General features: G+C 68.8%; 20 protein-coding genes. 11 read left to right on the top strand and 9 right to left on the bottom strand.

What is annotated here, in order from left to right:
* The gene (locus BLW75_RS31520; protein WP_034309219.1) at nt 1-1614 is read right to left on the bottom strand and encodes a carboxyl transferase domain-containing protein; all 1614 of its coding nucleotides are present in this window, start codon (nt 1612-1614) and stop codon (nt 1-3) included.
* Between the two features lie 176 nt (nt 1615-1790).
* The gene (locus BLW75_RS31515) at nt 1791-2600 is read right to left on the bottom strand and encodes an SGNH/GDSL hydrolase family protein (protein WP_091598684.1); all 810 of its coding nucleotides are present in this window, start codon (nt 2598-2600) and stop codon (nt 1791-1793) included.
* Between the two features lie 151 nt (nt 2601-2751).
* On the opposite strand from BLW75_RS31515, the gene BLW75_RS31510 reads away from it, so the two are divergent.
* Both BLW75_RS31510 and BLW75_RS31505 read left to right on the top strand, forming a co-directional pair.
* On the top strand, nt 2752-3342 hold the full coding sequence (locus tag BLW75_RS31510) for an SACE_7040 family transcriptional regulator (protein WP_034309221.1): 591 nt from the start codon (nt 2752-2754) through the stop codon (nt 3340-3342).
* Between the two features lie 57 nt (nt 3343-3399).
* On the top strand, nt 3400-3897 hold the full coding sequence (locus tag BLW75_RS31505; RefSeq protein ID WP_034309225.1) for a hypothetical protein: 498 nt from the start codon (nt 3400-3402) through the stop codon (nt 3895-3897).
* A 141-nt stretch (nt 3898-4038) separates the two neighbouring features.
* Here BLW75_RS31505 and metX read toward each other — a convergent pair whose 3' ends face one another.
* The 3 genes from metX to BLW75_RS31490 all read right to left on the bottom strand — a co-directional run bounded on the left by metX (nt 4039) and on the right by BLW75_RS31490 (nt 6908).
* Entirely contained in the window at nt 4039-5133 is a 1095-nt protein-coding gene (metX, locus tag BLW75_RS31500) for a homoserine O-acetyltransferase MetX (RefSeq protein WP_034309227.1), read from the bottom strand.
* Nucleotides 5130-6431 (bottom strand): bifunctional o-acetylhomoserine/o-acetylserine sulfhydrylase, encoded by a 1302-nt coding sequence (locus tag BLW75_RS31495; protein WP_034309229.1) that lies wholly within the window; start codon nt 6429-6431, stop codon nt 5130-5132. Before BLW75_RS31495 ends, metX begins: the two co-directional genes overlap by 4 nt.
* A 78-nt stretch (nt 6432-6509) precedes the next feature.
* Nucleotides 6510-6908: a VOC family protein gene (locus BLW75_RS31490; RefSeq protein ID WP_034309232.1), complete on the bottom strand. Its 399-nt coding sequence runs from the start codon at nt 6906-6908 to the stop codon at nt 6510-6512.
* Between the two features lie 56 nt (nt 6909-6964).
* Here BLW75_RS31490 and BLW75_RS31485 point away from each other — a divergent pair, with 56 nt between their 5' ends.
* The 3 genes from BLW75_RS31485 to BLW75_RS31475 are packed head-to-tail and all read left to right on the top strand — an operon-like array spanning nt 6965 to nt 9339.
* Nucleotides 6965-7315: a PadR family transcriptional regulator gene (locus BLW75_RS31485; protein ID WP_034309234.1), complete on the top strand. Its 351-nt coding sequence runs from the start codon at nt 6965-6967 to the stop codon at nt 7313-7315.
* Nucleotides 7312-7749: a VOC family protein gene (locus BLW75_RS31480; RefSeq protein ID WP_034309236.1), complete on the top strand. Its 438-nt coding sequence runs from the start codon at nt 7312-7314 to the stop codon at nt 7747-7749. The genes BLW75_RS31485 and BLW75_RS31480 overlap by 4 nt, the downstream gene beginning before the upstream one ends.
* Nucleotides 7750-7785: 36 nt before the next feature.
* Nucleotides 7786-9339, top strand: coding sequence for a helix-turn-helix domain-containing protein (locus tag BLW75_RS31475; protein WP_034309238.1), 1554 nt, complete (start codon nt 7786-7788; stop codon nt 9337-9339).
* Between the two features lie 122 nt (nt 9340-9461).
* Here the strand turns inward: BLW75_RS31475 and BLW75_RS31470 are convergent, their stop codons facing one another.
* From BLW75_RS31470 to BLW75_RS31460, 3 genes are all read right to left on the bottom strand, one after another.
* A complete protein-coding gene (locus tag BLW75_RS31470) occupies nt 9462-9689 on the bottom strand; it encodes a hypothetical protein (protein WP_034309241.1) in 228 nt (75 codons plus the stop codon).
* A 92-nt stretch (nt 9690-9781) separates the two neighbouring features.
* Nucleotides 9782-10201: a pyridoxamine 5'-phosphate oxidase family protein gene (locus BLW75_RS31465; RefSeq protein WP_034309243.1), complete on the bottom strand. Its 420-nt coding sequence runs from the start codon at nt 10199-10201 to the stop codon at nt 9782-9784.
* Entirely contained in the window at nt 10201-11142 is a 942-nt protein-coding gene (locus tag BLW75_RS31460) for a zinc-binding dehydrogenase (protein WP_091598678.1), read from the bottom strand. The genes BLW75_RS31465 and BLW75_RS31460 overlap by 1 nt, the downstream gene beginning before the upstream one ends.
* Nucleotides 11143-11308: 166 nt before the next feature.
* Here BLW75_RS31460 and ald point away from each other — a divergent pair, with 166 nt between their 5' ends.
* The 5 genes from ald to BLW75_RS31435 all read left to right on the top strand — a co-directional run bounded on the left by ald (nt 11309) and on the right by BLW75_RS31435 (nt 19983).
* Nucleotides 11309-12424, top strand: a complete 1116-nt coding sequence (gene ald / locus BLW75_RS31455; RefSeq protein WP_034309245.1) for an alanine dehydrogenase — start codon at nt 11309-11311, stop codon at nt 12422-12424.
* A 595-nt stretch (nt 12425-13019) separates the two neighbouring features.
* Nucleotides 13020-14183, top strand: coding sequence for an ABC transporter ATP-binding protein (locus tag BLW75_RS31450; protein WP_034309248.1), 1164 nt, complete (start codon nt 13020-13022; stop codon nt 14181-14183).
* Nucleotides 14183-15067, top strand: a complete 885-nt coding sequence (locus BLW75_RS31445; RefSeq protein WP_034309250.1) for an ABC-2 transporter permease — start codon at nt 14183-14185, stop codon at nt 15065-15067. Before BLW75_RS31450 ends, BLW75_RS31445 begins: the two co-directional genes overlap by 1 nt.
* A gap of 124 nt (nt 15068-15191) precedes the next feature.
* Nucleotides 15192-18914: an ABC transporter ATP-binding protein gene (locus tag BLW75_RS31440; protein ID WP_091598675.1), complete on the top strand. Its 3723-nt coding sequence runs from the start codon at nt 15192-15194 to the stop codon at nt 18912-18914.
* 499 nt (nt 18915-19413) lie between these two features.
* Nucleotides 19414-19983 (top strand): DUF4291 domain-containing protein, encoded by a 570-nt coding sequence (locus BLW75_RS31435; RefSeq protein WP_034305129.1) that lies wholly within the window; start codon nt 19414-19416, stop codon nt 19981-19983.
* Here the strand turns inward: BLW75_RS31435 and BLW75_RS31430 are convergent.
* On the bottom strand, nt 19980-20246 hold the full coding sequence (locus BLW75_RS31430) for a hypothetical protein (RefSeq protein ID WP_034305130.1): 267 nt from the start codon (nt 20244-20246) through the stop codon (nt 19980-19982). The genes BLW75_RS31435 and BLW75_RS31430 overlap by 4 nt on opposite strands.
* A 361-nt stretch (nt 20247-20607) precedes the next feature.
* Here BLW75_RS31430 and BLW75_RS31425 point away from each other — a divergent pair, with 361 nt between their 5' ends.
* Nucleotides 20608-24339: a multifunctional oxoglutarate decarboxylase/oxoglutarate dehydrogenase thiamine pyrophosphate-binding subunit/dihydrolipoyllysine-residue succinyltransferase subunit gene (locus tag BLW75_RS31425; RefSeq protein ID WP_091598672.1), complete on the top strand. Its 3732-nt coding sequence runs from the start codon at nt 20608-20610 to the stop codon at nt 24337-24339.
* The last annotated feature ends 113 nt before the right edge of the window (nt 24340-24452 follow it).

The following is a 24452-nucleotide window of genomic DNA, read 5'->3' as shown; positions in this document are numbered from 1 at the left end:
TCACATCCTGAAGACGCCGTAGTTGACATCGGACAAAGGCGCGTTGGCCGTCGCGGACAGCGCGAGACCGAGCACCGTGCGGGTGTCCGCCGGATCGATCACTCCGTCGTCCCACAGCCGCGCCGTCGAGTAGTACGGGCTCCCCTGCGCCTCGTACTGGTCGCGAATCGGATCCTTGAAGGCCTCTTCGTCCTCTGTGGACCATTCGCCGCCGCGAGCTTCGATGGCGTCGCGGCGGACCGTCGAAAGCACCGACGCCGCCTGCTCGCCACCCATCACCGAGATCCGCGCGTTCGGCCACATCCACAGGAACCGGGGCGAGTACGCGCGGCCGCACATCGAATAGTTGCCCGCACCGAACGAGCCGCCGATGACGACGGTCAGCTTCGGCACGCGCGCGCAGGCCACCGCGGTGACCATCTTCGCGCCGTGTTTGGCGATGCCGCCCGCCTCGTAGGCCTTGCCGACCATGAAACCGGTGATGTTCTGGAGGAACAGCAGCGGGATCGAGCGTTTGTCGCACAGTTCGATGAAGTGCGCGCCCTTCATCGCGGACTCGGCGAACAGCACGCCGTTGTTCGCGATGATGCCGACCGGATGGCCGTGGATCCGGGCGAACCCGGTGACCAGCGTCGAGCCGTACTCCTTCTTGAACTCGCCGAACCGGCTGCCGTCGACGATCCGGGCGATGACCTCGCGGACGTCGTAGGGCACACGCGGGTCGGTCGGGACGACACCGTACAACTCGTTCGGGTCGGCGACCGGTGCCTCCGTCGGGAGGACGTCCCAAGGACGCGGCGTCCGCGGGCCCAAAGTCGACACGATCGAGCGAACGATGCGCAACGCGTCGGCGTCGTCCTCGGCCAGATGATCGGTGACGCCGGACTGACGCGAATGGACGTCGCCGCCGCCGAGTTCCTCGGCCGTGACGACCTCGCCCGTCGCGGCCTTCACCAGCGGCGGGCCGCCGAGGAAGATAGTGCCCTGGTTCCGCACGATGACCGCTTCGTCGCTCATCGCCGGGACGTACGCGCCGCCGGCCGTGCACGAACCGAGCACCGCGGCGATCTGCGGGATACCGCGCGCGGACATCGTCGCCTGGTTGTAGAAGATCCGGCCGAAGTGCTCACGATCCGGGAAGACCTCGTCCTGCCGCGGCAGGAACGCGCCGCCGGAGTCCACCAGGTAGACGCACGGCAGGTTGTTGTGCAGCGCGACCTCTTGCGCGCGCAGGTGCTTCTTGACCGTCATCGGGTAGTAGGTGCCGCCCTTGACCGTCGCGTCGTTGGCGACGATCACGCATTCGCGGCCGGAGACCCGCCCGATCCCGGTGATGATCCCGGCCGAGGGGGCCTCGTCGTCGTACAGTCCGGTGGCGGCCAGCGGGGACAGCTCCAGGAACGGCGAACCCGGGTCGAGGAGGGTGTCGACCCGGTCGCGTGGCAGGAGCTTGCCTCGCTCGACGTGGCGGGTGCGGGATTTCTCCGGGCCCCCGAGCCGGGCGGCGGCGAGCCGCTTGCGCAGGTCTTCGACCAGCTCGGCGTGGGAGGTGACGCTGCGGGCGTACTCGTCGCTGCCCGGATCGGCCGAAGTGCTCAGTACGGGTGTGTCCATGGCTCCTCGTCGCCAAGTTAGCCGTCGTTAACTTGCTCTCGTAGGTTAACGCCCACTAACCCGCTCTGTCCACCAGGCCGGGGCTGAAGGACGCCATACCCGCGTGACATGCGACGAAAGGGCCCTTCACCGCATGACATGCGGTGAAGGGCCCTTTCAGCCCTCGCTACGGGAAATCAGCCGATCGCGGAGACCAGCGGGGCGTAGTAGCCGCCCCGCTGACCGGCGACCGTCGGGTGGTACGAGTTCACGATCGGCCAGGTGAGGCTGTGCAGATAGTCACTGGCCGACGAGCAGATGTTGTGCCCGGTGAAGGCACCCCGCACGTCGACGAACTTCGCGCCGTGCGCGGACGCACGGGCCGAGAGCACCGACGCCAGCGTGTCGGAGCCCGAGTTGATCGCGGTGCGCTTGGTGTCGCTCAGCCCGACCGAGCACGAACCCGGCACCGTGTAGAAGCGCGGATAACCGAGAACGACCAGCTTCGCGCCGGGCGCCTTCGCCTTGATCTTGCCGTAGACGTTGTCCAGCAACCCCGGAAGCGTGTTGTTCACGTAGGTCTTCGCGGTGTTGACTCGATTGACGCAGGTCTGGTCGCTACCGGTGGTGCAGGTGGTCATGACGTCGGCGAACCCGGCGTCGTTGCCGCCGACCGAGACCGTCACCAGCGTGGTGCTGGAGGTGACGTTCGCGATCTGGTTGAGAACGTCGCCGGTGCGCGCCCCCGAGCACGCGACGAACTTGAAGGTGGTCCCGGCGTGGGCGTTGGCCCACAGCTGGGGATAGGCGTTGGCACTGCGCATGCAGTCGCCCGAGTTCCCGTAGCTGCCGGCACCGACGCCGGACGAGTACGAGTCGCCGAGCGCCACGTAGTCGGTCGCCGCTTGGGCGGTGCCCGCGAGACCGAAGGTGGCGAGGACAGCGACCCCCAGTGCCGCACCTAAACGAGTGAAGGAAAGAGCTTTGATCCGAGCAGGGACGGCCATGGTCACTCCTTCGTGACAAGTTAACGAGACACAGCATTACCAGGTGGTAGCCACACGCAAAAGGGTCATTTCCCCAGGTAACCCGCTTGGCCCAGGCTGGAAGTACGGCCGCGTGTTAGCGCTCGCTAACACGCGGCCTTAATATGGCCAGATGCCGGCGAACCCCACCCCACTCGTGAACGGCGAGAAGGCGAACAGGCGTGAACAGATCATGGCCGCCGCCGCCGAGCTCTTCGCCCACCACGGTTTCCACGGCGTCGGCATCGACGACATCGGCGCGGCCGTCGGCATCTCCGGCCCGGCGCTGTACCGGCATTTCCGCAGCAAGGACGCCATCCTCGGCGAAATGTTGAACTCCATCAGCCGCTATCTGCTCGACGGCGGGACGGCGAGGGCGAGCCAGCGGGACGAGCCGGGCGAGGTTCTCGAAGCACTGGTGAATTTTCACGTGGACTTCGCGCTCGCGCATCCCGCGTTGATCACCGTCCAGGAGCGCAACCTCGCCAATCTCACCGACAGTGACCGCAAGCAGGTCCGCGCCCTGCAGCGGCAGTACGTCGAGGTCTGGGTGCGCGCGATCAGCGACGCCGTCCCCGGGATCGGCGAACGCCAGGCGCGATCGGCGGCGCACGCGGTCTTCGGGTTGATCAACTCGACGCCGTACAACCGCCATCTCGGTGACAGCGAACTGGCCGAAATGCTCTGCCGCCTCGCGCTGGGTGCACTGCACGCCGCCAAGTGACCACGTCCGGGTTTCGGCCTATCCCCACTTTTCCGTCCTCTGGTGTTTGATAGGCACGTGGAGCCGGACAGGAGCGAGTACGAGCGGAGGCTCGTCGAAAAGGCGCAGCGCGCGCTCGTGGCGATCAGCCTCGGGGAGGACGCCGAGGCGCTCGACGAGCTCACGCCGACCGCTGTCGAGCCCCAAGCCCGCTCCGAAGAGACCAAAGAGCTCGTGATGATGCTCTTCGGTGAGTGCAGCGCCATGGTGTCGACCCTCGGTGACGGCGGCAGCGCGCCGGTCAAGGTCCAGGTGTTCGACGAGGACGGTGAAGAGGTCTCGATCGACCAGGCGGACCCGCCCGTGCGGACGGCCGTGCGCACGCTGCTGGCCGAGGTGCACGGCAACAGCGAGGCCGCGCAGGAACAGGTCGAGATCGCGCTCGCGAACGCCGCGCCGGACGAGGTCGACAGCCTGGTGCTGCAGGCGCTGCGCTGGACGATCCGGCTGTCGGCGGAATGCCTGGACCGGGACCTGCCGGTGGCGCCCTGGATCTCGGACGCGGTGGCGGACTAGCGGTCGCACGCGGCGCATCGGGAGCCATCCAGGTTCCCAATGTCGCATTAGAGACGCTGAGCGTCTCTAATGCGACATTGGGAACACCGAGCGCAGGAAGACAACGGCGCCTCAGCACCGCGGGCAGCAGCAACCCCAGGGCTACCCCAGCAGTAGCTTCACCAGCCGCGCGATCTGCTCGGTCTCGATCAGGAACGAGTCGTGCCCGTACGGTGAGCTGATGACGGCGAACTCCGCCCCGTCGATCCCGTCCGCGATGGCCTGCGACTGGTACAGCGGGTACAGCCGGTCGCTGTCCACCCCGGCCGCGACGGTGCGCGCGGTGATCCGGCCGAGCGCTTTCGCGACCCCGCCTCGCCCGCGGCCGATGTCGTGCGTGTTCATCGATTCGGTGAGCACCACGTAGCTGCCGGCGTCGAACCGGCGGGACAGCTTCCCGGCGTGATGGTCCAAATAGGACTCGACGGCGAACCGCCCGCCGCGCAGGGGGTCTTCACCGTCTTGGTGGCGACGCCCGAAGCGTTGTGCCAGTTCGGCTTCGCTGCGATAGGTCGCGTGCGCGATACGGCGCGCGATGCCGAGACCGGCGTCCGGGCCGCCACCGGGGACGTCGTAGTAGTCGCCACCGTGCCAGCCCGGATCGGCGCGGATGGCGTGCAGTTGCGGCGCGGCCCAGGCGATCTGGTCGGCCGACGCCTGCGCCGTCGACGCGAGCACGAGCAGTGCCGCGACCCGGTCCGGTTCGCTCACCGCCCATTCCAGCGCGCGCATCCCGCCCATGGACCCACCGACCACCGCCGCCCACCGGCCGATACCCAGCGCGTCGGCGAGAACGGCTTCGGCGCCCACCTGGTCGCGTACGGTCACGGCGGGAAACCTGCTACCCCAAGCTCTTCCGTCCGGATGCCGTGAAGACGGGCCGGTCGAGCCCTGGCAGCCGCCGAGTACGTTCGGGACCACCACGAAGAACGCGTCGGTGTCGATCGCCTTGCCCGGCCCGATCAGCCCGTCCCACCAGCCGGGGCTGACGTGACCTTCCTCCGCGGGGCCGACGGCGTGACTGTCCCCGGTCAGCGCGTGCTCGACGAGGATCGCGTTGGAGGCGCTGGGATTCAGCGTTCCCCACGTCTCGTACGCGAGCGTGAACGGCAGCGTCCCACCGGTTTCGAGCGCCTGGACGCCGCCGGCGAAGCGGCGACGCCCAGGCGGCTCTCCCTCTCGCCACGCACCGGTCACAGAGCGGCCTTGGCCGCCCGGAATCCGGCCTCGAGATCGGCCTTGAGGTCCTCGATCCCTTCCAACCCGACGGCGAGGCGCACGAGACCCGGCGTGACACCGCTGGAAGCCTGCTCCTCCGGCGTGAGCTGGCTGTGCGTCGTCGAGGCCGGGTGCACGATCAGGCTGCGCACGTCGCCGATGTTGACCAGCTGGCTGTGCAGTTCCGTACCGTCCACAAAGGCCCGTCCGGCTTCGACGCCGCCGCGCAGGTCGAACGACAGCACCGCGCCGGCCCCCTTCGGCAGATACTTCTTCGCGGCCTCGTGGTACGGGCTCGACGGCAGCCCGGCGTAATACACCTTCTCGACCTCATCACGCTGTTCCAGCCATTCGGCCAGCGCCTGCGCGTTGGACACGTGCCGCTCCAGACGCAGCGAAAGCGTCTCGATACCTTGCAGGATCAAGAAACTGTTCAACGGCGCGATCGCGGCGCCGGTGTCGCGCAGGATCTGGACGCGGGCCTTGGCGGCGAACGCGCCCGGGCCGAGGGCCTCCCAGTACTTGAGGCCGTGGTAGCTCGGGTCGGCCTCGGTGAACCCGGGGAACCGCGCCGGGTCCTTGCCGAAGTCGAAGGTGCCGCCGTCGACCAGCACCCCGGCGACCGTGGTGCCGTGCCCGCCGAGGTATTTGGTCGCCGAGTGGACGACGATGTCGGCGCCGTGCTCGATCGGGCGCACGAGGTACGGGGTCGGCACGGTGTTGTCCACGACCAGCGGGACACCGGACTCGTGCGCGGCGTCGGCGACCGCGCGGATGTCGAGGACGTTGCTGCCCGGGTTGGCCAGCGTCTCGGCGAAGAACAGTTTGGTGTTGGGCCGGACGGCCGCCTTCCACTGCTCGATGTCGTCCTGGTCCTCGACGAACGAGACCTCGATGCCGAGCTTCGGCAGTGTGTAGTGGAAGAGGTTGTAGGTGCCGCCGTACAGCGAAGGACTGGAGACGAAATGGTCACCGGCGTTCGCGAGGTTGAGGATGGCCGCCGTCGTCGCCGCGCTCCCGGAGGCGAACGCCAGCGCCGCGACGCCGCCTTCGAGCGCGGCGAGCCGCTGCTCCAGCACGTCCTGCGTGGGATTGTTGATCCGCGTGTAGATGTTGCCGGGCTCGGCGAGGCTGAAGAGGTCGGCGCCGTGCTGGCTGTCGCGGAACACGTACGAGGTCGTCTGGTAGATCGGGGTCGCCCGCGCGCCGGTGGCGGTGTCCGGCGCCGCACCCGCGTGGATCTGCTTGGTCTCGAACGACCATCCGTCCGCGCTCATCGCGATTCTCCTAGCGGCTCAAGGGTTTCGGCTGTTGTCACCGAAGCTAGCTCCGCCGGACGGAGTACCCAACCGCTCTCAGGAGGTGGGATTCTTTTCCTGAAGAGCGAACCTGTTGCCCTCCGAGTCGGTGAACATCGCCCACCAGCCCCACGGCTGCTTCTCCGGCCGGGCGGGGAAGTCGACACCCTTCGCCGAAAGCTCCTCGTACGTCTTTTCGACGTCGTCGGCGTAGAAGAAGAAATTGCCCGTCGGAAGTTCATCACGCACCTCGAACCGCTTGAGGTCCTCCGGCGCGGTACTCAGAACGAGTGACGTCGCACCATCGGCCGAAGTGACCTCGACCCACCGGTTCCCTTCGTCGTCATACGGCACGTCGGTGGTGATGTCGAACCCGACGACTTCGGACCAGAACCGCTTCGCCCGGTCCTGGTCCCGCACCCCGACGACGATCTTGTGCACACCCTGAATCGCCATACCGACTCCTTTGTATCCATTATGGATATAACGAGATCGGAGTGTATGCTTCCCGGATGGCCGACGGCAACCCGCAGCTCACCCCCGCGGCGTTCCAGACCCTGCTGGCGCTCGCGAAAGGCCGCGCGCACGGCTACGCGATCATGGGTTTCGTCGACGAGGTGAGCGGAGGTACCGCCCAGCTCGGTCCCGGCACGCTGTACCGGACGCTCGCCCGGCTCGTCGCCGACGGCCTGGTCGAAGAGGCCCCGGACGCGAGCGAGGACCAGCCGCACGACTCGCGCCGCCGGTACTACCGGCTGACCCGCGCCGGCCGGGACGTCGCCGCCCGCGAGGCGGAGTTCCTGAGCAGGCTCGTCGCCGTGGCCGGTCAGGCCGGGCTACTGAAGCGGGCGGAGTCGGCGTGAGCCGGGCGCTCGGCTTGACGCCACATCTGTTCGTCAAAGACGTCGACGCGTCGCTTTCCTTCTACGCCAAGGCGTTCGGCGCCGTGGAGCTGTTCCGCAACGTGCTGCCGAACGGTGTCGTGCTGTTCGTGGAACTCGCCGTCGGCGACGCGCGGCTGCTGGTGAGCCAGGAGATCCCGCAGCTGGACGCCCTCGCGCCGTCGACCCTCGGCGGCACGCCGATGCTCCTGACCTTGGAGACCGACGACCCCGACGACCTCGTACGGCGCGCGGTGTTCGCGGGCGCGCGGGTGGAGGCGCCGGTCGAGGAGATGTTCTTCGGCGAGCGCTACGGCCGGATCGCCGACCCCGACGGCCACCGATGGGCGCTGACGACCAAACGGGAGCGGTTCACGCCGGAAGACATCGAGGCGCGGACGCCACGCGAGGTCTGACGTGTGCGGCGGTCCCACCTGCTGGACAATCGCCCCATGGTTTCCGTGCGCAGTGTCGTCGACCGGGTGGGGCCGACGCTGTTGCACGCCCTCCAGGTCCCCGAAGAGTCCCCGGCCGTCGGCGACGTCGTCATCGCCGAACCCGGCAACACCCTCGCCGCGGGGGATCTCGTCCTCGGTGTCGCGATCACCGAAACGCCGGACGCCGCGGAACTCGTCCGGCTCAGCGCGGCCAAAGGCGCCGCCGCCGTCCTGCTGAAACCACCGCTCGCGGCGAAACCCTCGGTGAAACGGGCGGCGAAATCGGCGGACATCGCGTTGATAGAGGTGCGCTCGGCGACTTCGTGGGCGCAGCTCGTCTGGCTGCTCAGAACGGTCCTCGACGCGCTGGCCGACGAGTCGGACGCGCTGGAGGACGGCGGCGGCCCCGGTTCCGGCGACCTGTTCCGGCTCGCGGACGCCGTCGCCTCGGTGGTCGACGCGCCCGTGACCATCGAGGACACCAACTCGCGGGTGCTCGCCTACTCGGCCCGGCAGGACCTGACCGACTCGGCGCGCGTGTCCACGATCATGGGCCGCCGCATCCCCGACGACGTGCTCGCGCGGTTCCGGTCGCGAGGGGTGTTCCGCGAGCTTTCCCGCGGGCGGCAGACGATCTTCGTGCCCGCGCAGCGCGACGGCACCCTGCCCCGGCTCATCGTGCCGATCCGGATGGGCGGCGAGCTGCTGGGATCCATGTGGGCGGTCGTCGCGGGCCCGGTCTCCGACGAACGCGCGGCCGCCTTCGCCGACGCGGCGCCCGTCGTCGCCCTGCACCTGCTGCGCCGCCGCGCGCACACCGATTCGCAACGCCGGGTCTCGGCCGAACTCCTGCGCGCCGTGCTGGAGGGGAAGGCCAGCCCGCGCAAGGCGATCGCGGAACTCGACCTCTCCGAGGAGCCGCACCGCGTCGTGGTCGTCGAAGTCGCCGGCGGTGACGGCCGTGACGACGAGGGCCTGCGGCTCGCCCTCCTCGAACGGATCTCGCAGGGTGTCGGCAGGCGGCCGGTGGCCACCGAACTCGGGGGCGTGCTCTACGCGGTCGTCCCGGACGGCGACGGCTGGGACGAACTCCGGGCCGCGCTCGAAGCCCTGCCGTCGTCGAGGAAGGGCGGGACACCGCGGGCGGCCGCCGGGTCGGCCTGCGAAATCGGCGAACTCGCGACGTCACGGCTTCAGGCCGACGAGGCGCTTGGCCTGCTTCGCGCGAAGCTCGTGCCTGGTCGCGTCGTGGTCTTCGACGAGGCCTGGACCGCTCTTTCGCTGCACCGCGGGGCGACGGCGGCCAGTACCGCGAGGGTCGCGGAGCTCGGCCCGCTCGGCTTGCTGCGCGCGCACGACGAAGCCCACGAGAGCGGCTACGTCGACACGCTCTATCAATGGTTGCGGCATCCCGGAGACCCGCGCGCGGCCGCGAAGGAACTCCGGATCCATCCCAATACCTTGCGATACCGGATGCGGCGGCTGCTCGACCTCGTCCCGCTGGATCTCGACGATCCCGATGTCCGGCTGGCGCTGATCACGCAACTCGTTTCCCTGCGCTGGAGTTGATTCCACTACAAACTGCTCGAAAACGAACACTTTGTAGTTCGACAAAACCGTGCCCAGACGTCAGGAAAGGGTCTTTCAGGACGAAGAACGTCTTGAAAGACCCTTTCCTGACATCCGACGGTTCAGTGCGCGCTGGCGCGATAACCGTCCTCGATGGTCTGCCGCACCGCGGCGAGCAGATCGGCACCGGGATAAAGCGGCAAAAGAACACCGGGGCCGCCGTCGACCCGCAGTGCGGCTTCGTAGCCGTTTCCCGGGGTTTCGACCAGGCCCACGATGACATCTGCCGGATTGCCTTCGGTGTCGACGGTGCGGACGCGCCGCTCCCGTCGCCAGTCCTGATTTGTCATGCGGAACAGAATGGCAGCTTACCGGCCAGTAAGATCAACATCTTGACTCGATCGTGCTGCATTTACCGTTTCGCAGGTTGCACGGCCGTTCGTCATACCCGATACCCGAGGTCTTCGGCGACGAATCGCTTCGGCACCATCCGGACCCACACGGTCCCTTTCACCTCGGGATCATCGCGCAGGTAAGAACGAAAACGCGGATCCCATTTGCGTTCGTCCTGACCGAGATACCGGCTCAACAGCCGCCGTCCACGGGGAACGTCGAACGGCAGCACCTCCGCTTCCCCGCGCGCGAGCACCTGCCGGACCAGGCCGGTGCCGACGTCGCACACGTCGACGGTCACCGCGATCGACGGCGACTCGCGGACGAGGCCGGCCAGCCGCGCCCACGGTCCGGTGAGGATCCAGAAGGCCTGTTTCTCCCAGAGGTACCAGGCCGGGCGCACGGTCGGGCCCGCCGCGGCGACCCTGGCCGTGAGCGGACCGGCGAGGAATTCGTCGACGTCGAACATCAGATCTCGAGCACCGTCTTGCCGATCGCGCCGCGCGACTGCATGACCGCGTGCGCGTCGGCGGCCCGTTCGAGCGGGAACCGTTGGCCGATCACGGGTTCCAGCCGTCCGGCGGCGGCTTCGGCGAGCGCCGACTCGGTGAACGCCCGCATCTCGGCCGGCCCGCCGAGCCCCCGGATCACCGTGACCCCGCGCGCGGCGGCGTCCTCTTCGGACACCTCCGTCCACGAGCCACTCGACAGCCCGTAGATCAGCATCCGGCCGCCCGGCCTCAGCAACCCGAACGACGCCTGGCCGATCTCGCCGCCGACCCCGTCGAATACGACGTCGACCTCTCCCGCCTTCGCCGCCCAGTCCGGTTCGCGGTAGTCGACCGCCAGGTCCGCGCCGTGCTCCCGGACGTGCTCGGTCTTCGCCGCGCCACCCGCCGCGCCGACGACCTCGGCGCCGGCGGCCCTGGCGAGCTGGACGATCAGCCCGCCGACGCCGCCCGCCGCGGCCTCCACCAGCACGCGCTCGCCGGGCCGGATACGCGCGGCGGTCACCAGCGCGGTCGCCGTGCGGCCGTCGGCGAGGATCGCCACCGCGGCGTCGAGGGCCAGGCCGTCCGGCACCTCGAAGACACCGTCGGCGGCGACCGCGACCCGTTCCGCGTACGCCCCGGAACCGCCGGTCGAGGTCACGACGCGTTTGCCGACCAGCCCGAGGTCGACCCCGTCCCCGACCGCGCTGATCACGCCGCCGACGCCGTTGCCGGGGATCATCGGCGGTTCGGCGCGGAACGGCCCGCCTCCGCCGGCACGGAACTGCGTCTCGACGAACGTGATGTTGGCGAACGCCACCTCGATCAGGGCCTGCCCCGCGGCGGGGACCGGATCCGGGGCCTCGCCCGCGACGAGCACTTCGGGCCCGCCGAACTCTTTCAACCACACGGCTCTCATGTGTTCCAAGGTGCAAGCTCCACTTGACTGGAGGTCAAGCGATTGTGCTCACGAAACCATGATCGGTTCCCAACACTGTCCTGGGCAAACGATGACACCGCCGTCCGGGTGGCTCACCGTGAGTGGCAGCACCTTAGTTCGCAGACCCGCCGCCAGGAGGCCTTCCGTGCGTATCGCCGTCCCCCGTGAGATCAAGAAGCACGAATACCGGGTGGCGCTCACCCCGGCGGGCGTGCACGAACTGACCGGGCGCGGCCACGACGTCTTCGTCGAGACCGGCGCCGGCCTCGGCTCCTCCATCACCGACGAGGAGTACGTCGCCGCGGGCGCGAAGATCCTCGCGACGGCTGAGGAGACCTGGTCCGAGGGCGAACTCGTGCTCAAGGTCAAGGAGCCGATCGCCGAGGAGTACCCGCGGCTGCGCGCCGACCAGGTGCTGTTCACCTACCTGCACATCGCCGCGGACCGTCCGCTGACCGACGCGCTGCTGGCCGCGGGCACCACCGCGATCGCCTACGAGACCGTGCAGACCCCGAACCGCGCGCTGCCGCTGCTCGCGCCGATGTCCGAGGTCGCCGGACGGCTGGCGCCGCAGGTGGGCGCGTTCTCGCTGATGAAGCCGAGCGGCGGCCGCGGTGTGCTGCCCGGCGGCATCCCCGGCGTGCACCCGGCGCGCGTGGTCGTCATCGGCGGCGGTGTCGCCGGCCTCAACGCGGCGCGGGTCGCGCTCGGCCTCGGCTCGGACGTCGAGATCCTCGACACCAACGTCGACCGGCTCCGTCAGATCGACAACGACTTCGGCGGCCGCATCCGCACGGTGACCTCGAACGCGCTGTCGGTGGAGCAGTCCGTGCTGGAGGCCGACATGGTCATCGGCGCGGTGCTCGTGCCCGGCGCGAAGGCGCCGAAGCTGGTTTCGAACGAACTCGTTTCGCGGATGCGCCCGGGCAGTGTGCTGGTGGACATCGCGATCGACCAGGGCGGTTGCTTCGCCGACTCGCGGCCGACCACGCACGACGAGCCGACCTACAAGGTGCACGAGTCGGTGTTCTACTGCGTCGCGAACATGCCGGGCGCGGTGCCCCGGACGTCGACCTACGGGCTGACCAACGTGACGCTGCCGTACGCCGTCCAGCTGGCGGAGCACGGCTGGCAGAAGGCGCTGCAGGCTGACGCTTCGCTGGCGAAGGGCCTCAACACGCACGCGGGCGCCCTGACCAACGCGCCGGTCGCGGCCGCGCACGGCCTGGCCGCCACCGACCTGGCCGACGTCCTGGCCTGACCCCCGAGCCACACTCCCACGCGAGGGACCTATGCCACCCCGGTGCGCAAAGGTCCCTCGCTCCTTTTATGGAGCGAGCTTCCCACCGCTGGTCATCCATCTCACCAGGCCAGGGCGCCCCTCGCCAACCGCCGCCCCCCTCGCCAACCGCCGCCGACCGCGCCGCGGGGGTCCGGGGGCTCGGCCCCCGGGGTGATACGACGAAGCCCCACCTCGGGGAAGGTGCGCAAGCACCGACCAAGGTGGGGCAAAGGGGCTGAGGGCGGCCCGCTCAACCAGCCTGGGGGTCACTGGGAGCGGGCCGCCTCCTACATCGTAGGTAATAAGTCGCCGTCGCGCTGCATGGGGTTGCCATGTCTTCCGAATTATTTGTTCACGGGCCACCTTGATGGTCGGTGATTTTCCATGCTCGACCGCGCATATCAGGTAGTCAGCGGCCATTCGGCGCAGTGACGGGTGCGCTGGAGGACGGACTCGTCACCGTGCCGAACGTGACGAAGGTCGCTTTCGGCGGATTGACCCCTTCCTCGGGTGCGGACTCACCCCGTGAGGCAGGATGTCGCGTGATCGGCCTTCGTCAACAAAAGGGGACGGTATGCACGACGGCAGTGGCCGCATCGCGGTGCAGAACCTGAGCAAGCAGTTCGGTGCGGTCAACGCGGTCCAGAATCTGAGCTTCACGGTGGAGCCCGGATCGGTGACCGGCTTCCTGGGGCCCAACGGGGCCGGGAAGACCACGACGCTCCGGATGCTGCTCGGGCTGGTGACGCCCACGAACGGCACGGCGACCATCAACGGGCGCCCGCACGACCAGCTGGGGAATCCGGCGCGGGTCGTCGGTTCGGTGCTGGAGAACGAGGGTTTCCACCCGGGACGCACGGCGCGGAATCACCTGCGCGTGTACTCGGCGGCGATCGGGATGCCGGATCAGCGGGTGGACGAGGTTCTGGGGTTGGTCGGCCTTTCGTCCGCGGCGGACCGCAAGGCGGGCGGGTTCTCGCTCGGTATGCGGCAGCGGCTGGCGCTGGCGACGGCGTTGCTGGGGAACCCGCAGGTGCTGGTGCTCGACGAGCCGACGAACGGCCTCGATCCCGAGGGCATCCTGTGGCTGCGGAACTTCCTGCGCGCGTACGCGCGTGAGGGGCGCACGGTGCTGGTCTCGAGCCACCTGCTGAACGAGGTGGAGCAGACGATCGACCAGGTCGTGATCATCAGCCAGGGCATGACGCGCTACAACGGTTCACTGGACCAGTTGCGCAAGAGCAACCAGTCCCGGGTGCTGGTGCAGTCCGCCGACGCGAACGGCCTCGTCGCCGCGTTGCAGGAGGCGGGCATCACGCAGGTCTCGCCGATGCCGGACGGCCGGGTCGCGGTGTCGGGCGCGACGGTGCAGCAGATCGGTGACATCTCCGCCAAGGCGAGCATCGCGGTCTACGGCATGCAGGAGGAGACGGCGGATCTGGAGCGGATGTTCTTCCAGCTGACGCAGGGCCAGTACGCCGCGCCGCCGCCCGGGTTCCAGCAGGGCCCGCCGCCGGGCTACCAGGGTCCGCCTCCGGGTTACCAGGGCCCGCCGCCCGGCTATCAGGGTCCGCCTCCCGGCTACGCGCCGCAGAACACGCCGCCGCCCGGTTTCGCGCCGCCGCAGCAGTTCCAGCAGCAGGGTCAGCCGCCGCAGCAACCGCAGTACCAGCAGGCGCCGCCTCAGCAGCAGGCGCAGCAGCAGGGCCAGAACGAGGGCTGGGGAGGCCAGGGCTGATGGGCAACCTGATCAAGGCGGAGTTCCGCAAGACGCTCACGCTCAAGGCGTGGTGGGCGCTGATGATCCCCGCGGTGGTCTTCGCTTTCGCGTTCGCCCTGTTCTGGGGCATGATCACCAACGATTTCAGCGACTTCCTCGGCCGCTCCGACACCCGTGAGCTGACCGAGGCGCTCGGCATCTCGACCGGCGAGCTGCCCGTGGGCCTGCTCGCCCTCGGGCACGGCATCAACATCGGCACGATGATCCCGATCATCTTCGGTGTCTTCGCCCTCGCCGGCGAGTACACGAAGAAGACGATCACCACGACGTTCCTCACCGCCCCGAACCGGGTTTCGGCGTTGAGCGCGAAGATGATCACCTACATCGCCTGGGGCGCGATCTACGGCGTGATCATCGTGGGCGCGGCGAGCCTCGGCACCGTGATCACGGTCGACAGCCAGCGCCTGCCGACGGCGGGCCAGTGGCTGGGCGTGCTCGGCGCGGGTGTCCTCGCGACGATCCTGGCGACCCTGTTCGGTATCGGGGTCGGCGCGGTCTGGCGCAGCGTGGTCGGCAGCATCATCACGCTGACCATCTGGATGCTGGTGGTCGAGAACGTGCTGGTGTTCGTCATGTTCGGCGCGGCCGACATCACCTGGCTGGGCGGCGTCCTGCCGAACGGCACGGTCAACGGCATCGTGGGCGCCATCGGTGCCGAGGCGTTCGGCGCCGCCGGCGTGAAGGTGCCCGGCCTGCAGGACGAGACGGCTTGGGCGCTCCAGTACGCGGCCGGTGCGCCCGGCGCGTTCTCGTGGTGGGCCTCGGCGCTGATCTTCTTCGGCTGGACGATGATCTTCTTCCTGGCAGGCTGGGCCGTGAACCAGAAGAAGGACATCACCTGAGTCACACTCGCACGTGACCTGAAAGGCCCCTTCATCGCGAAATCCGCGATGAAGGGGCCTTTCATCGCGTTCGGCCCTGCGCGAACCGCCCGGTCCTGTCGGTGCGGACGCATAGGCTTGCGGGGTGACTACTGCTCCACCTCGTCCGCGTCAAGCCAGTCCGGCTCGTGAGACCGCCCCCGCGCCCACCGGAGGCTGGATCCGCCGTCTGGCCGCTTCGTGCTGGAAACATCCTTGGCTGGTCGTGCTCTCGCTGGGCGCGGCCATCATCGGCGTCGGGCTGCAGGCCGCCGGTCCGCTGCTGATCCGCGAGGCGCTGGACGACGCCGTCGCGGGCGACACCTCCCGGCTCGGCCTGCTCGCCACGGTGATGGCGGTGCTGCAGGTGCTGACGTTCGGCAACGCCTTCGCCCGCCGGTACGTCGGCGGGCGGCTGGCCCTCGACGTCCAGCACGACCTGCGCCGCCAGGTGTTCAACGCGGTCTCTCGGCTCGACGGCGGAAAGCAGGACGCGCTGCGCACCGGCCAGGTCGCCTCGCGCGCGATCTCGGATCTGCAGCTGGTCACGTCGGTCCTGATGCAGGTGCCGCTTTCGGCGGGTTCGGTGATCTTCGCACTGCTGTCGCTCGGCGCGATGCTGTGGATGTCGCCGACGCTGACCCTGATCGCGATGGTGGTCGCCCCCGCGATCGCGATCATCATGGCGGTGAGCCGGAAGCGGCTCTTCCCCGCGACGTGGGCGGCCCAGCAGCGCGCGGCCGACGTCGCGCAGCAGGTCGAAGAGACCGTTACCGGCGTACGCGTCGTGAAGGGCTTCGGCCAGGAAGCGCGCGAAGTCGCGAAGCTGGAGAAGACAGCGAAGAAGCTCTTCGCTGAACGCATGCGCGCGGCCCGGCTCTCGTCGTTGCCGACGGCCACGACGGCCGCGCTGCCCGCGGCGGGTCAGGTCGCGGTACTGGCGGTCGGCGGTGTCCTCGCGCTGAAGGGTGAAGTCAGCCTCGGCACCTTCTTGGCGTTCGCGACCTACCTGTCCATCCTGATCGGCCCGGCACGGATGATCTCCAGCCTCGTCGTGCAGGCCCAGCTGACCAGGGCGGGCGCGGAACGGGTCAACGAACTGATCGACGCGCAGCCGGACGTCGTCGACAGCCCGGACGCGCGGCCGCTGCCCGAAGGCCCGCTCGGCGTCCGACTGGAAGACGTCTCCTTCGGCTACACGCGGTCGGATCCCGTGCTCGACGGGCTCACCCTGGAGGCCCTGCCGGGCGAGACGCTCGCGCTGGTCGGCACCGCCGGCTCCGGCAAGTCGACGATCTCCTTGCTGCTCCCCCGGTTCTACGACGTGCACAGCGGCTCGGTCCAGGTCGGCGACCTCGACGTCCGCGACGTCCGGCAGCGAGACCTGCGCAGCGTCATCGGCGTGGTCTTCGAGGAGGCGTTCCTCTTCTCTTCCTCGGTACGCGACAACATCGCCTACGGCAGGCCGGACGCGAGCGACGAGGAGATCCGCGCGGCCGCGCGGGCGGCGGAGGCGGACGAGTTCATCCAGCGCCTCCCCGAGGGGTACGACACGCTCGTCGGCGAGCGCGGTCTCACGTTGTCGGGCGGTCAGCGGCAGCGGCTGGGCCTCGCCAGGGCCCTGATGACCGATCCGCGCGTGCTGGTGCTGGACGACGCGACGTCCGCCATCGACACGGTCACCGAGGCCGCGATCCACGACACGCTGCGTTCGGTCACCGCGAGCCGGACGACGCTGTTGATCGCGCACCGCCGCTCCACCCTCGCTCTCGCCGACCGGATCGCCGTGCTCGACAAGGGCCGCGTCGTCGACGTCGGTACCGAGGAGGAGCTGCTCGCACGCTGTCCGTTGTTCCGCGAGCTCGTCGCCGGTCCGGGTGACGACGTCGAGGAACCACATCGCTGCGAGGGCCTGGACTGCGGCCCGTCGGGAATCACCCCGGCCTTGTGGCCGGAGCTGGACAAGGCCGACGAACTGGCGGGCGAGCGAAAGGGCTCCGGCGGCGAATGGGACGTCGACCTGCCGCCGAGCCAGGAGCTCATCGATGGCGTGCGGAAACTGCCGCCCGCCACGGACGTCCCCCGCCTGCCGGGCACCGACGTCACCGCGCCCGAACCGAAGTTCCGCCTGGGCCGCCTGCTGAAACCGGTGCGCGGCCCGCTGGCCGTGGTGATCGGGCTGGTCGCGGCGGACGCGCTGGCCACCATCGCGATGCCCGCGCTGTACCAGTACGGCATCGACGGCGGGGTGCGCGCGGGAGCGGAGGCGGTGATCTGGCTGGCCGCCGGCATCGGCGCGCTGGTGATCCTCACGGACTGGCTGGTGGTCTACCTCCAGACCAGGATGACCGCGCGGGTCGGTGAGACGGTGCTGTATTCGCTGCGCGTCCGCAGTTACGCCCATCTGCAACGGCTCGGGCTGGACTTCTACGAACGCGAACTGTCCGGGAAGATCATGACCCGGATGACGACCGACGTCGACGCGCTCTCGACATTCCTGCAGACCGGTGTCGCGCAGGCCGTGGTGAGCGCGCTGACACTGGTCGGGATCGCGGCGGCGCTGATGATCACCGACATCGGGCTGGCGGCGTACGCGCTCGCGGTGCTGCCGATCCTCGTCGTGGCGACGGTGATCTTCCGCCGGGCGTCGTCCAAGGCGTACACCGAGGCCCGGGAACGGGTCAGCGTCGTCAACGCGGACATGCAGGAGAACGTGAACGGGCTGCGAGTCGCGCAGGCGTACACCCGCGAGGAGCGGACGGCGGAGAAGTTCGCTTCCCGCAGCGACGAGTACCGGCGTTCGCGGCTGCGCGCCCAACGCTACGTCGCGACGTACTTCCCTTTCGCGGCAATGCTTTCCGGATTGGCCGAGGTCGTCGTGCTGATCGTCGGCGCGAACCGCGTCGCGGCGGGCACGCTGTCGGCCGGCGTGCTGGTGGCGTTCCTGTTGTACCTTGGCCAGTTCTTCTCGCCGATCCAGCAGCTGTCCTCGGTGTTCGACGGCTATCAGCAGGCGCGGGTCGGCCTGACGCGCATCGGCGACCTCCTGCGTACGCCGACTTCCGTTCCGCAGGCGGAGAACCCGGTGCCGGTCCCGGAACGGCTACGCGGCGAGGTCTCCTTCAAGGACGTCGATTTCGCTTACACCGCTACGGATGATCCCGCGCTCAAGCAGCTGACACTGGAGGTCGCCCCCGGGGAGACCGTCGCCCTGGTCGGTGCGACGGGCGCCGGGAAGTCCACGGCGGTGAAACTTGTCGCGCGTTTCTACGACGCGACAGGCGGTGTGGTCCGGATCGACGGCACCGACATCCGCGAGTACGACCTGGGCGCCCTGCGCACGAGGATGGGCGTGGTGCCACAGGAAGCGCATCTGTTCTCGGGGACCGTCGCGGACAATGTCCGCTACGGCAGGCCTTCCGCGACGGACGCGGAGGTCGAGGAAGCGGTGCGGTCCGTCGGTGCGCTCGACGGGGTCGCCGCGCTCCCGGCCGGTTTCCACCAGCCCGTCGGTGAACGCGGACGGTCCCTTTCGGCCGGGCAACGGCAACTCGTCGCCCTCGCCCGCGCCGAACTCGTGGACCCGGACGTCCTCCTGCTCGACGAGGCGACAGCGGCCCTCGACCCGTCCACCGAGGCCGCCGTCCTGCGCGCGACGGAACAACTCGCGCGCCGCCGCACGACGTTCGTGGTCGCGCACCGCCTCGCCACCGCCGCCAAGGCGGACCGGATCGTGGTGCTGGACCACGGCCGGATCATCGAACAGGGCACGCACGCGGAACTGGTCGCGGCGGACGGTCATTACGCGCGCCTGTGGTCCCTCGGCTGAGACGACACGTGGCGGAACCCGGCCACGCCCGTGTCGTCCGCCTGATCACACGTGTCGTCCGCCTGATCACCCGTGTCGTCCGTTCAGTCACGCGAAACCGCCGTCACCCCCCAGCAACGCGGCTCCGGTGGAGCGTTCCGACCCGCATTCAGTCCTCTGAATGCGGGTCTTAACGCAGCGGCGAGGTCCAGCTGGAACTGCGCCCCCGGACCCGACGGCTCCCATCCACGAGCCAGCGCCAGCCGGATCGCCCGTTCGACATCCGAAGGCAGCACGGCCTTCGACGCCCCCCAGGTAATTCAACGGATGCGCGTGATCCGTCCTGACCACCAGTACCGCACCCCGCGCGTCCTCCGATTCCACCCCGTACGAAAGGAAATATCCGCCTTCTTGTGCGTAGATCCGTCGCGATCCCTTGCGCGGCAATGCCGCACGCATGCCCGAGGGCAAGGGAATTTCGGTCGCGCGCACCCAAAGCACCTGTCACGCTGTACGGCAAATGAAAGAAGAGATCCCGGCGCGGCAGATCCGCGCCGTGTACACCGAGACCACGATCCGCGTCTATCAGGCGTACTCGCCGTTTATCGCCGACGCCGCGCTGAAGGCGGGCACTTTCGTGCCGCCGTTCAAACGCGAACGCATGACCTGGATCAAGCCGTCCTTCCTCTGGATGGCGTACCGCTGCGGCTGGGCCGCGAAGCCCGGCCAAGAGCGCGTACTCGCCCTCGACATCACTCGCGAGGGTTTCGCCTGGGCGCTCGGCCACGCCGCGCTCAGCCACTACGACCCCGACGTCCACCCCGACCTGAAGACGTGGCAGAACGAGGTCAAGGCGAGCCCGGTCCGCATCCAGTGGGATCCGGAACGCAGTATCCGGCTCGGCGCCCTGAAGCACCGTTCGCTCCAGATGGGTCTGAGCGGCGAAGCCGTTGATCGCTATGTCGACAAATGGATCACGGCGGTCACCGACGTCACCGAGGTCATGCGCGAGATGGGCGCCCTGGTCGCGGCGAACCGCATGGAAGACGCCGAAGCGCTGCTACCCGCGGAGCGTCCGTACCCCGGCTAAGGCCGCCACTTGAGGCCGCTCATCCCGGCGACCTCGAGGTCCTGAGGCGAAGCCCAGCGGACGGTCCCGGGCCGGACGTGCACCCCGGCCGTCACCGCCCAGTCCGGCTCGTCGGGCTCGACGTGCTCCATCTCCTTGAAGTCGGCGAGCGTCGGCCAGACCGCCGAGCACGAGTCGCACATCAGCACGACCTTGCCGGACTCGGTGACCAGCGGGCGCACACGCCCCTCGTCCCAGAACGACGGGCACTCGTCGAGCCACATCGGCTGCCACCACCTCGCGGGCGATCGGCGGCCGGCACGACACCGGCCGCATCCTCCGCCCAGCGAAACCGCCCGACGTGAACTCCAGGCTGTCCGCGCACGACGACCCAGCCAACCTTTACCGACGGGACAGTGACCTGACCTGCACGGACGGTGAAAACGAGAGCAAAGGTCCCCTGCTCCCCCGCAGGAAGCGGACGGGGTTTGTTTTCGGTCTCTTGATCGAGACAGTGACCCATCACCTAGTGCGCCACGCCTCACACAGGCCAGTTCCATCACACGGCCGCGACCGAGGGGGTTAGCCTGGTAGGCGCATCAGCGGTGTTCAAGATCTCGAGACGGATAGAGGCGAGTCCAAGCCGTGTCCAGCAGCAGCCCTGCGTCACAATTCGGCCCCAACGAGTGGGTCGTCGAGGAAATGTACGACCAGTTCCTCGCCGACCCCAGCTCAGTCGATGCCGCCTGGCACGACTTCTTCGCGGACTTCAAGCCAACGCAGGACGCGCAGACGAAGGCCGACGACGCGCGTCAGAACTCCGGAGACCCCGGCAATGAGGGCCCCGGCGCCAACGGCCAGGCCGCCGCCACGCCGTCGCCGCAGACAGTCCGCAACGCCGAGTCCACCGCGCAGCAGACCGCTCCGAGGAACGCCCCCGCGAAGGCCGCTCCGAAGACCGAGGCGAAGGCGGCGGCACCCAAGGCCGCGCCCAAGGCGGCCGAGAAGGCCCCCGCCAAGCCCGCCGAGAAGGACGCCGAGCCGGAGTCGAAGCAGCTCCGCGGCGCCGCGGCGGCGATCGCGAAGAACATGGACGCCTCGCTGTCCGTGCCGACGGCCACGAGTGTGCGCGCCGTTCCGGCGAAGCTGATGGCCGACAACCGCATCGTCATCAACAACCACCTCAAGCGCACGCGTGGCGGCAAGATCTCCTTCACGCACCTCATCGGGTACGCGATGGTCCGCGCGCTGAAGAACTTCCCGAACATGAATCGGCACTACCAGCTGATCGACGGGAAGCCGTTCGCGGTCACGCCGGAGCACGTGAACTTCGGTCTCGCGATCGACATGAAGGGCAAGGAAGGCGCCCGCACGCTCGTCGTGGCCTCCATCAAGGCCACCGAGAACATGACCTTCATGCAGTTCTGGCAGGCCTATGAGGAGATCGTCAAGAAGGCCCGCAACGGCAAGCTGACCGCCGACGACTTCGCCGGCACCACGATCTCGCTGACCAACCCCGGCGGCATCGGCACCAACCACTCGGTGCCGCGCCTGCAGGCGGGCCAGGGCGCGATCATCGGCGTCGGCGCCATGCAGTACCCGGCGCATTTCGAGGGCACCAGCGAGAAGGCCCTGGTCGACCTCGGCGTCTCGAAGATCATGACGCTGACCTCGACCTACGACCACCGCATCATCCAGGGCGCGGAGTCGGGCGAGTTCCTCAAGCGCATCCACGAGCTGCTGCTCGGCGAGGACGGCTTCTACGACGACGTCTTCACCAGCCTGCGCCTGCCCTACGAGCCGATCCGCTGGGTCGCCGACATCCCGGACGGCCCGGTCGACAAGACCGCGCGCGTGATCGAGCTGATCGACGCCTTCCGCATGCGCGGTCACCTGATGGCCGACACCGACCCGCTGAACTACCGGCAGCGCAGCCACGCCGACCTCGACGTCCTCTCCCACGGCCTGACCCTGTGGGACCTGGACCGCGAGTTCCCGGTCGGCGGTTTCGCCGGCCAGGAGCGGATGAAGCTGCGCGACATCCTCGGCGTGTTGCGCAACTCGTACTGCCGCACCGTCGGCATCGAGTACACGCACATCCTCGACCCCGAGGAGCGCCGCTGGATCCAGGACCGCGTCGAGATCCCGCACGAGAAGCCGGACCCCGCCGTCCAGAAGTACGTGCTCTCGAAGCTCAACGCCGCCGAGGCGTTCGAGACCTTCCTGCAGACCAAGTACGTCGGCCAGAAGCGGTTCTCCCTCGAAGGCGGCGAGACGGCGATCCCGCTGCTCGACACGCTGCTGGACAAGGCCGCCGAGCACGAACTCGACGAGGTCGTCATCGGCATGCCGCACCGCGGCCGCCTGAACGTACTCGCGAACATCGTCGGCAAGCCGATCGCGCAGATCTTCCAGGAGTTCGAGGGCAACCTCGACCCGGGCCAGGCGCACGGGTCCGGTGACGTGAAGTACCACCTCGGCGCCGAGGGCAAGTACTTCCGCATGTTCGGCGACGGCGAGACCAAGGTGTCGCTGACCGCGAACCCGTCGCACCTGGAGACCGTCGACCCGGTCCTCGAAGGCATCGTCCGGGCGAAGCAGGACATCCTCGACAAGGGTGGCGAGGGCTTCACCGTCCTCCCGGTCCTGATGCACGGCGACGCGGCCTTCGCGGGCCAGGGCGTCGTGGCCGAGACGCTGAACCTGGCGCTGCTGCGCGGCTACCGCACCGGCGGCACCGTGCACGTCATCGTCAACAACCAGGTCGGCTTCACGACCGCGCCCGAGCACTCGCGGTCGAGCCAGTACGCCACCGACGTCGCGAAGATGATCGGCTCGCCGATCTTCCACGTGAACGGTGACGACCCCGAGGCCGCGCACTGGGTGGCCAAGCTGGCCGTCGACTACCGCCAGGCGTTCCACAAGGACGTCGTGATCGACCTGATCTGCTACCGCCGCCGCGGCCACAACGAGGGCGACGACCCCTCGATGACGCAGCCGGCGATGTACGACATCATCGACACGAAGCGTTCGGTCCGGAAGACCTACACTGAATCGCTGATCGGCCGCGGCGACATCTCCGTCGAAGAGGCCGAAGCCGCGTTGCGCGACTTCTCCAGCCAGCTGGAGCACGTGTTCAACGAGGTCCGCGAGCTGGAGAAGCACCCGGCGAAGGCCAGCCCCTCGGTCGAGGAGGAGCAGCAGGTCCCGGCGAAGGTGCCCACGGCGACCACCACCGAGGTCATCGAGCACATCGGCGACGCGTTCCTCAACGTGCCCGAGGGCTTCACCCCGCACCCGCGGGTCAAGCCGGTCATGGAGCGCCGCCACAAGATGTCCCGCGAAGGCGGCATCGACTGGGCGTTCGGTGAGCTGCTCGCCTTCGGTTCGCTGGCCATGGAAGGCCGCCTCGTGCGGCTGTCCGGCCAGGACTCCCGCCGCGGCACGTTCACCCAGCGCCACTCGGTGCTGATCGACCGCAAGACCGGCCAGGAGTACTCGCCGCTGGCCAGCCTGGCCGAGAACCAGGGCCGCGTGATGATCTACGACTCGGCGCTGTCCGAGTACGCGGCGGTCGGCTTCGAATACGGCTACTCCGTGGCCAACTCCGAAGCGCTGGTCATGTGGGAAGCGCAGTTCGGCGACTTCGTCAACGGCGCGCAGACCGTCATCGACGAGTACATCTCCTCCGGTGAGGCCAAGTGGGGCCAGCTCTCCGACGTCGTGCTGCTGCTGCCGCACGGCCACGAGGGCCAGGGCCCGGACCACACCTCCGGCCGCATCGAGCGTTTCCTCTCGCTGTGCGCGGAGGGTTCGATGACCGTCGCGGTCCCGTCGACCCCGGCGAACTACTTCCACCTGCTCCGCCGTCACGCCCTCGACGGAGTCAACCGGCCGCTGGTGGTCTTCACCCCCAAGTCGATGCTGCGCAACAAGGCCGCGACCTCGGCGGTCGAGGACTTCACCGGCCAGTCGAAGTTCATGTCGGTCATCGACGACGCCGACGTCGACCCGTCGAAGGTGCGCAAGGTCCTGCTGACCTCGGGCAAGCTGTACTGGGAGCTGGTCGCCGAGCGCGCGAAGCGCGAGGCGAACGACGTCGCGATCGTGCGGGTCGAGCAGTACTACCCGCTGCCGAAGAAGAAGCTGGTGGCGGCGCTCGAGCGCTACAACGGCGCTCCCGCGGTCTGGGTCCAGGAGGAGCCGGAGAACCAGGGTGCGTGGCCGTTCTTCGGCCTGAACCTGCCGCGGAAGCTCCCGGAGGTGTTCTCCAGCCTGGACGTCGTGTCGCGTCGTCCGATGGCGGCGCCGTCGGCCGGCTCGTCCAAGGTGCACGAGGTCGAGCAGAAGGCGCTGATCGCGCGGGCCTTCGACTGATCGCCTAGAAGTCCGTGAAGGCCTCTTTCCCTACTCTCGAAGTAGGGAAAGAGGCCTTCACTGCGTTGAGGTGTCGAAACCGGCGGGTCCCGTTCGTGTAGGGGGAAACGAAC

The sequence above is a fragment of the Amycolatopsis lurida genome (assembly GCF_900105055.1).
GTDB lineage: Bacteria > Actinomycetota > Actinomycetes > Mycobacteriales > Pseudonocardiaceae > Amycolatopsis > Amycolatopsis lurida.
Note: the sequence above shows the minus strand (reverse complement) of the source record. Positions and strands in the feature narration are given on the sequence as shown.

Bases quoted from the DNA above. Each gene is read 5' to 3' on its own strand.
- BLW75_RS31520 (WP_034309219.1), bottom strand. From the start codon at position 1,614: ATGGACACACCCGTACTGAGCACTTCGGCCGATCCGGGCAGCGACGAG.
- BLW75_RS31515 (WP_091598684.1), bottom strand. From the start codon at position 2,600: ATGGCCGTCCCTGCTCGGATCAAAGCTCTTTCCTTCACTCGTTTAGGT.
- BLW75_RS31510 (WP_034309221.1), top strand. From the start codon at position 2,752: ATGCCGGCGAACCCCACCCCACTCGTGAACGGCGAGAAGGCGAACAGG.
- BLW75_RS31495 (WP_034309229.1), bottom strand. From the start codon at position 6,431: ATGAGCGCGGACGGATGGTCGTTCGAGACCAAGCAGATCCACGCGGGT.
- BLW75_RS31490 (WP_034309232.1), bottom strand. From the start codon at position 6,908: ATGGCGATTCAGGGTGTGCACAAGATCGTCGTCGGGGTGCGGGACCAG.
- BLW75_RS31485 (WP_034309234.1), top strand. From the start codon at position 6,965: ATGGCCGACGGCAACCCGCAGCTCACCCCCGCGGCGTTCCAGACCCTG.
- BLW75_RS31475 (WP_034309238.1), top strand. From the start codon at position 7,786: ATGGTTTCCGTGCGCAGTGTCGTCGACCGGGTGGGGCCGACGCTGTTG.
- BLW75_RS31470 (WP_034309241.1), bottom strand. From the start codon at position 9,689: ATGACAAATCAGGACTGGCGACGGGAGCGGCGCGTCCGCACCGTCGAC.
- BLW75_RS31465 (WP_034309243.1), bottom strand. From the start codon at position 10,201: ATGTTCGACGTCGACGAATTCCTCGCCGGTCCGCTCACGGCCAGGGTC.
- BLW75_RS31460 (WP_091598678.1), bottom strand. From the start codon at position 11,142: ATGAGAGCCGTGTGGTTGAAAGAGTTCGGCGGGCCCGAAGTGCTCGTC.
- BLW75_RS31450 (WP_034309248.1), top strand. From the start codon at position 13,020: ATGCACGACGGCAGTGGCCGCATCGCGGTGCAGAACCTGAGCAAGCAG.
- BLW75_RS31445 (WP_034309250.1), top strand. From the start codon at position 14,183: ATGGGCAACCTGATCAAGGCGGAGTTCCGCAAGACGCTCACGCTCAAG.
- BLW75_RS31435 (WP_034305129.1), top strand. From the start codon at position 19,414: ATGAAAGAAGAGATCCCGGCGCGGCAGATCCGCGCCGTGTACACCGAG.
- BLW75_RS31430 (WP_034305130.1), bottom strand. From the start codon at position 20,246: ATGTGGCTCGACGAGTGCCCGTCGTTCTGGGACGAGGGGCGTGTGCGC.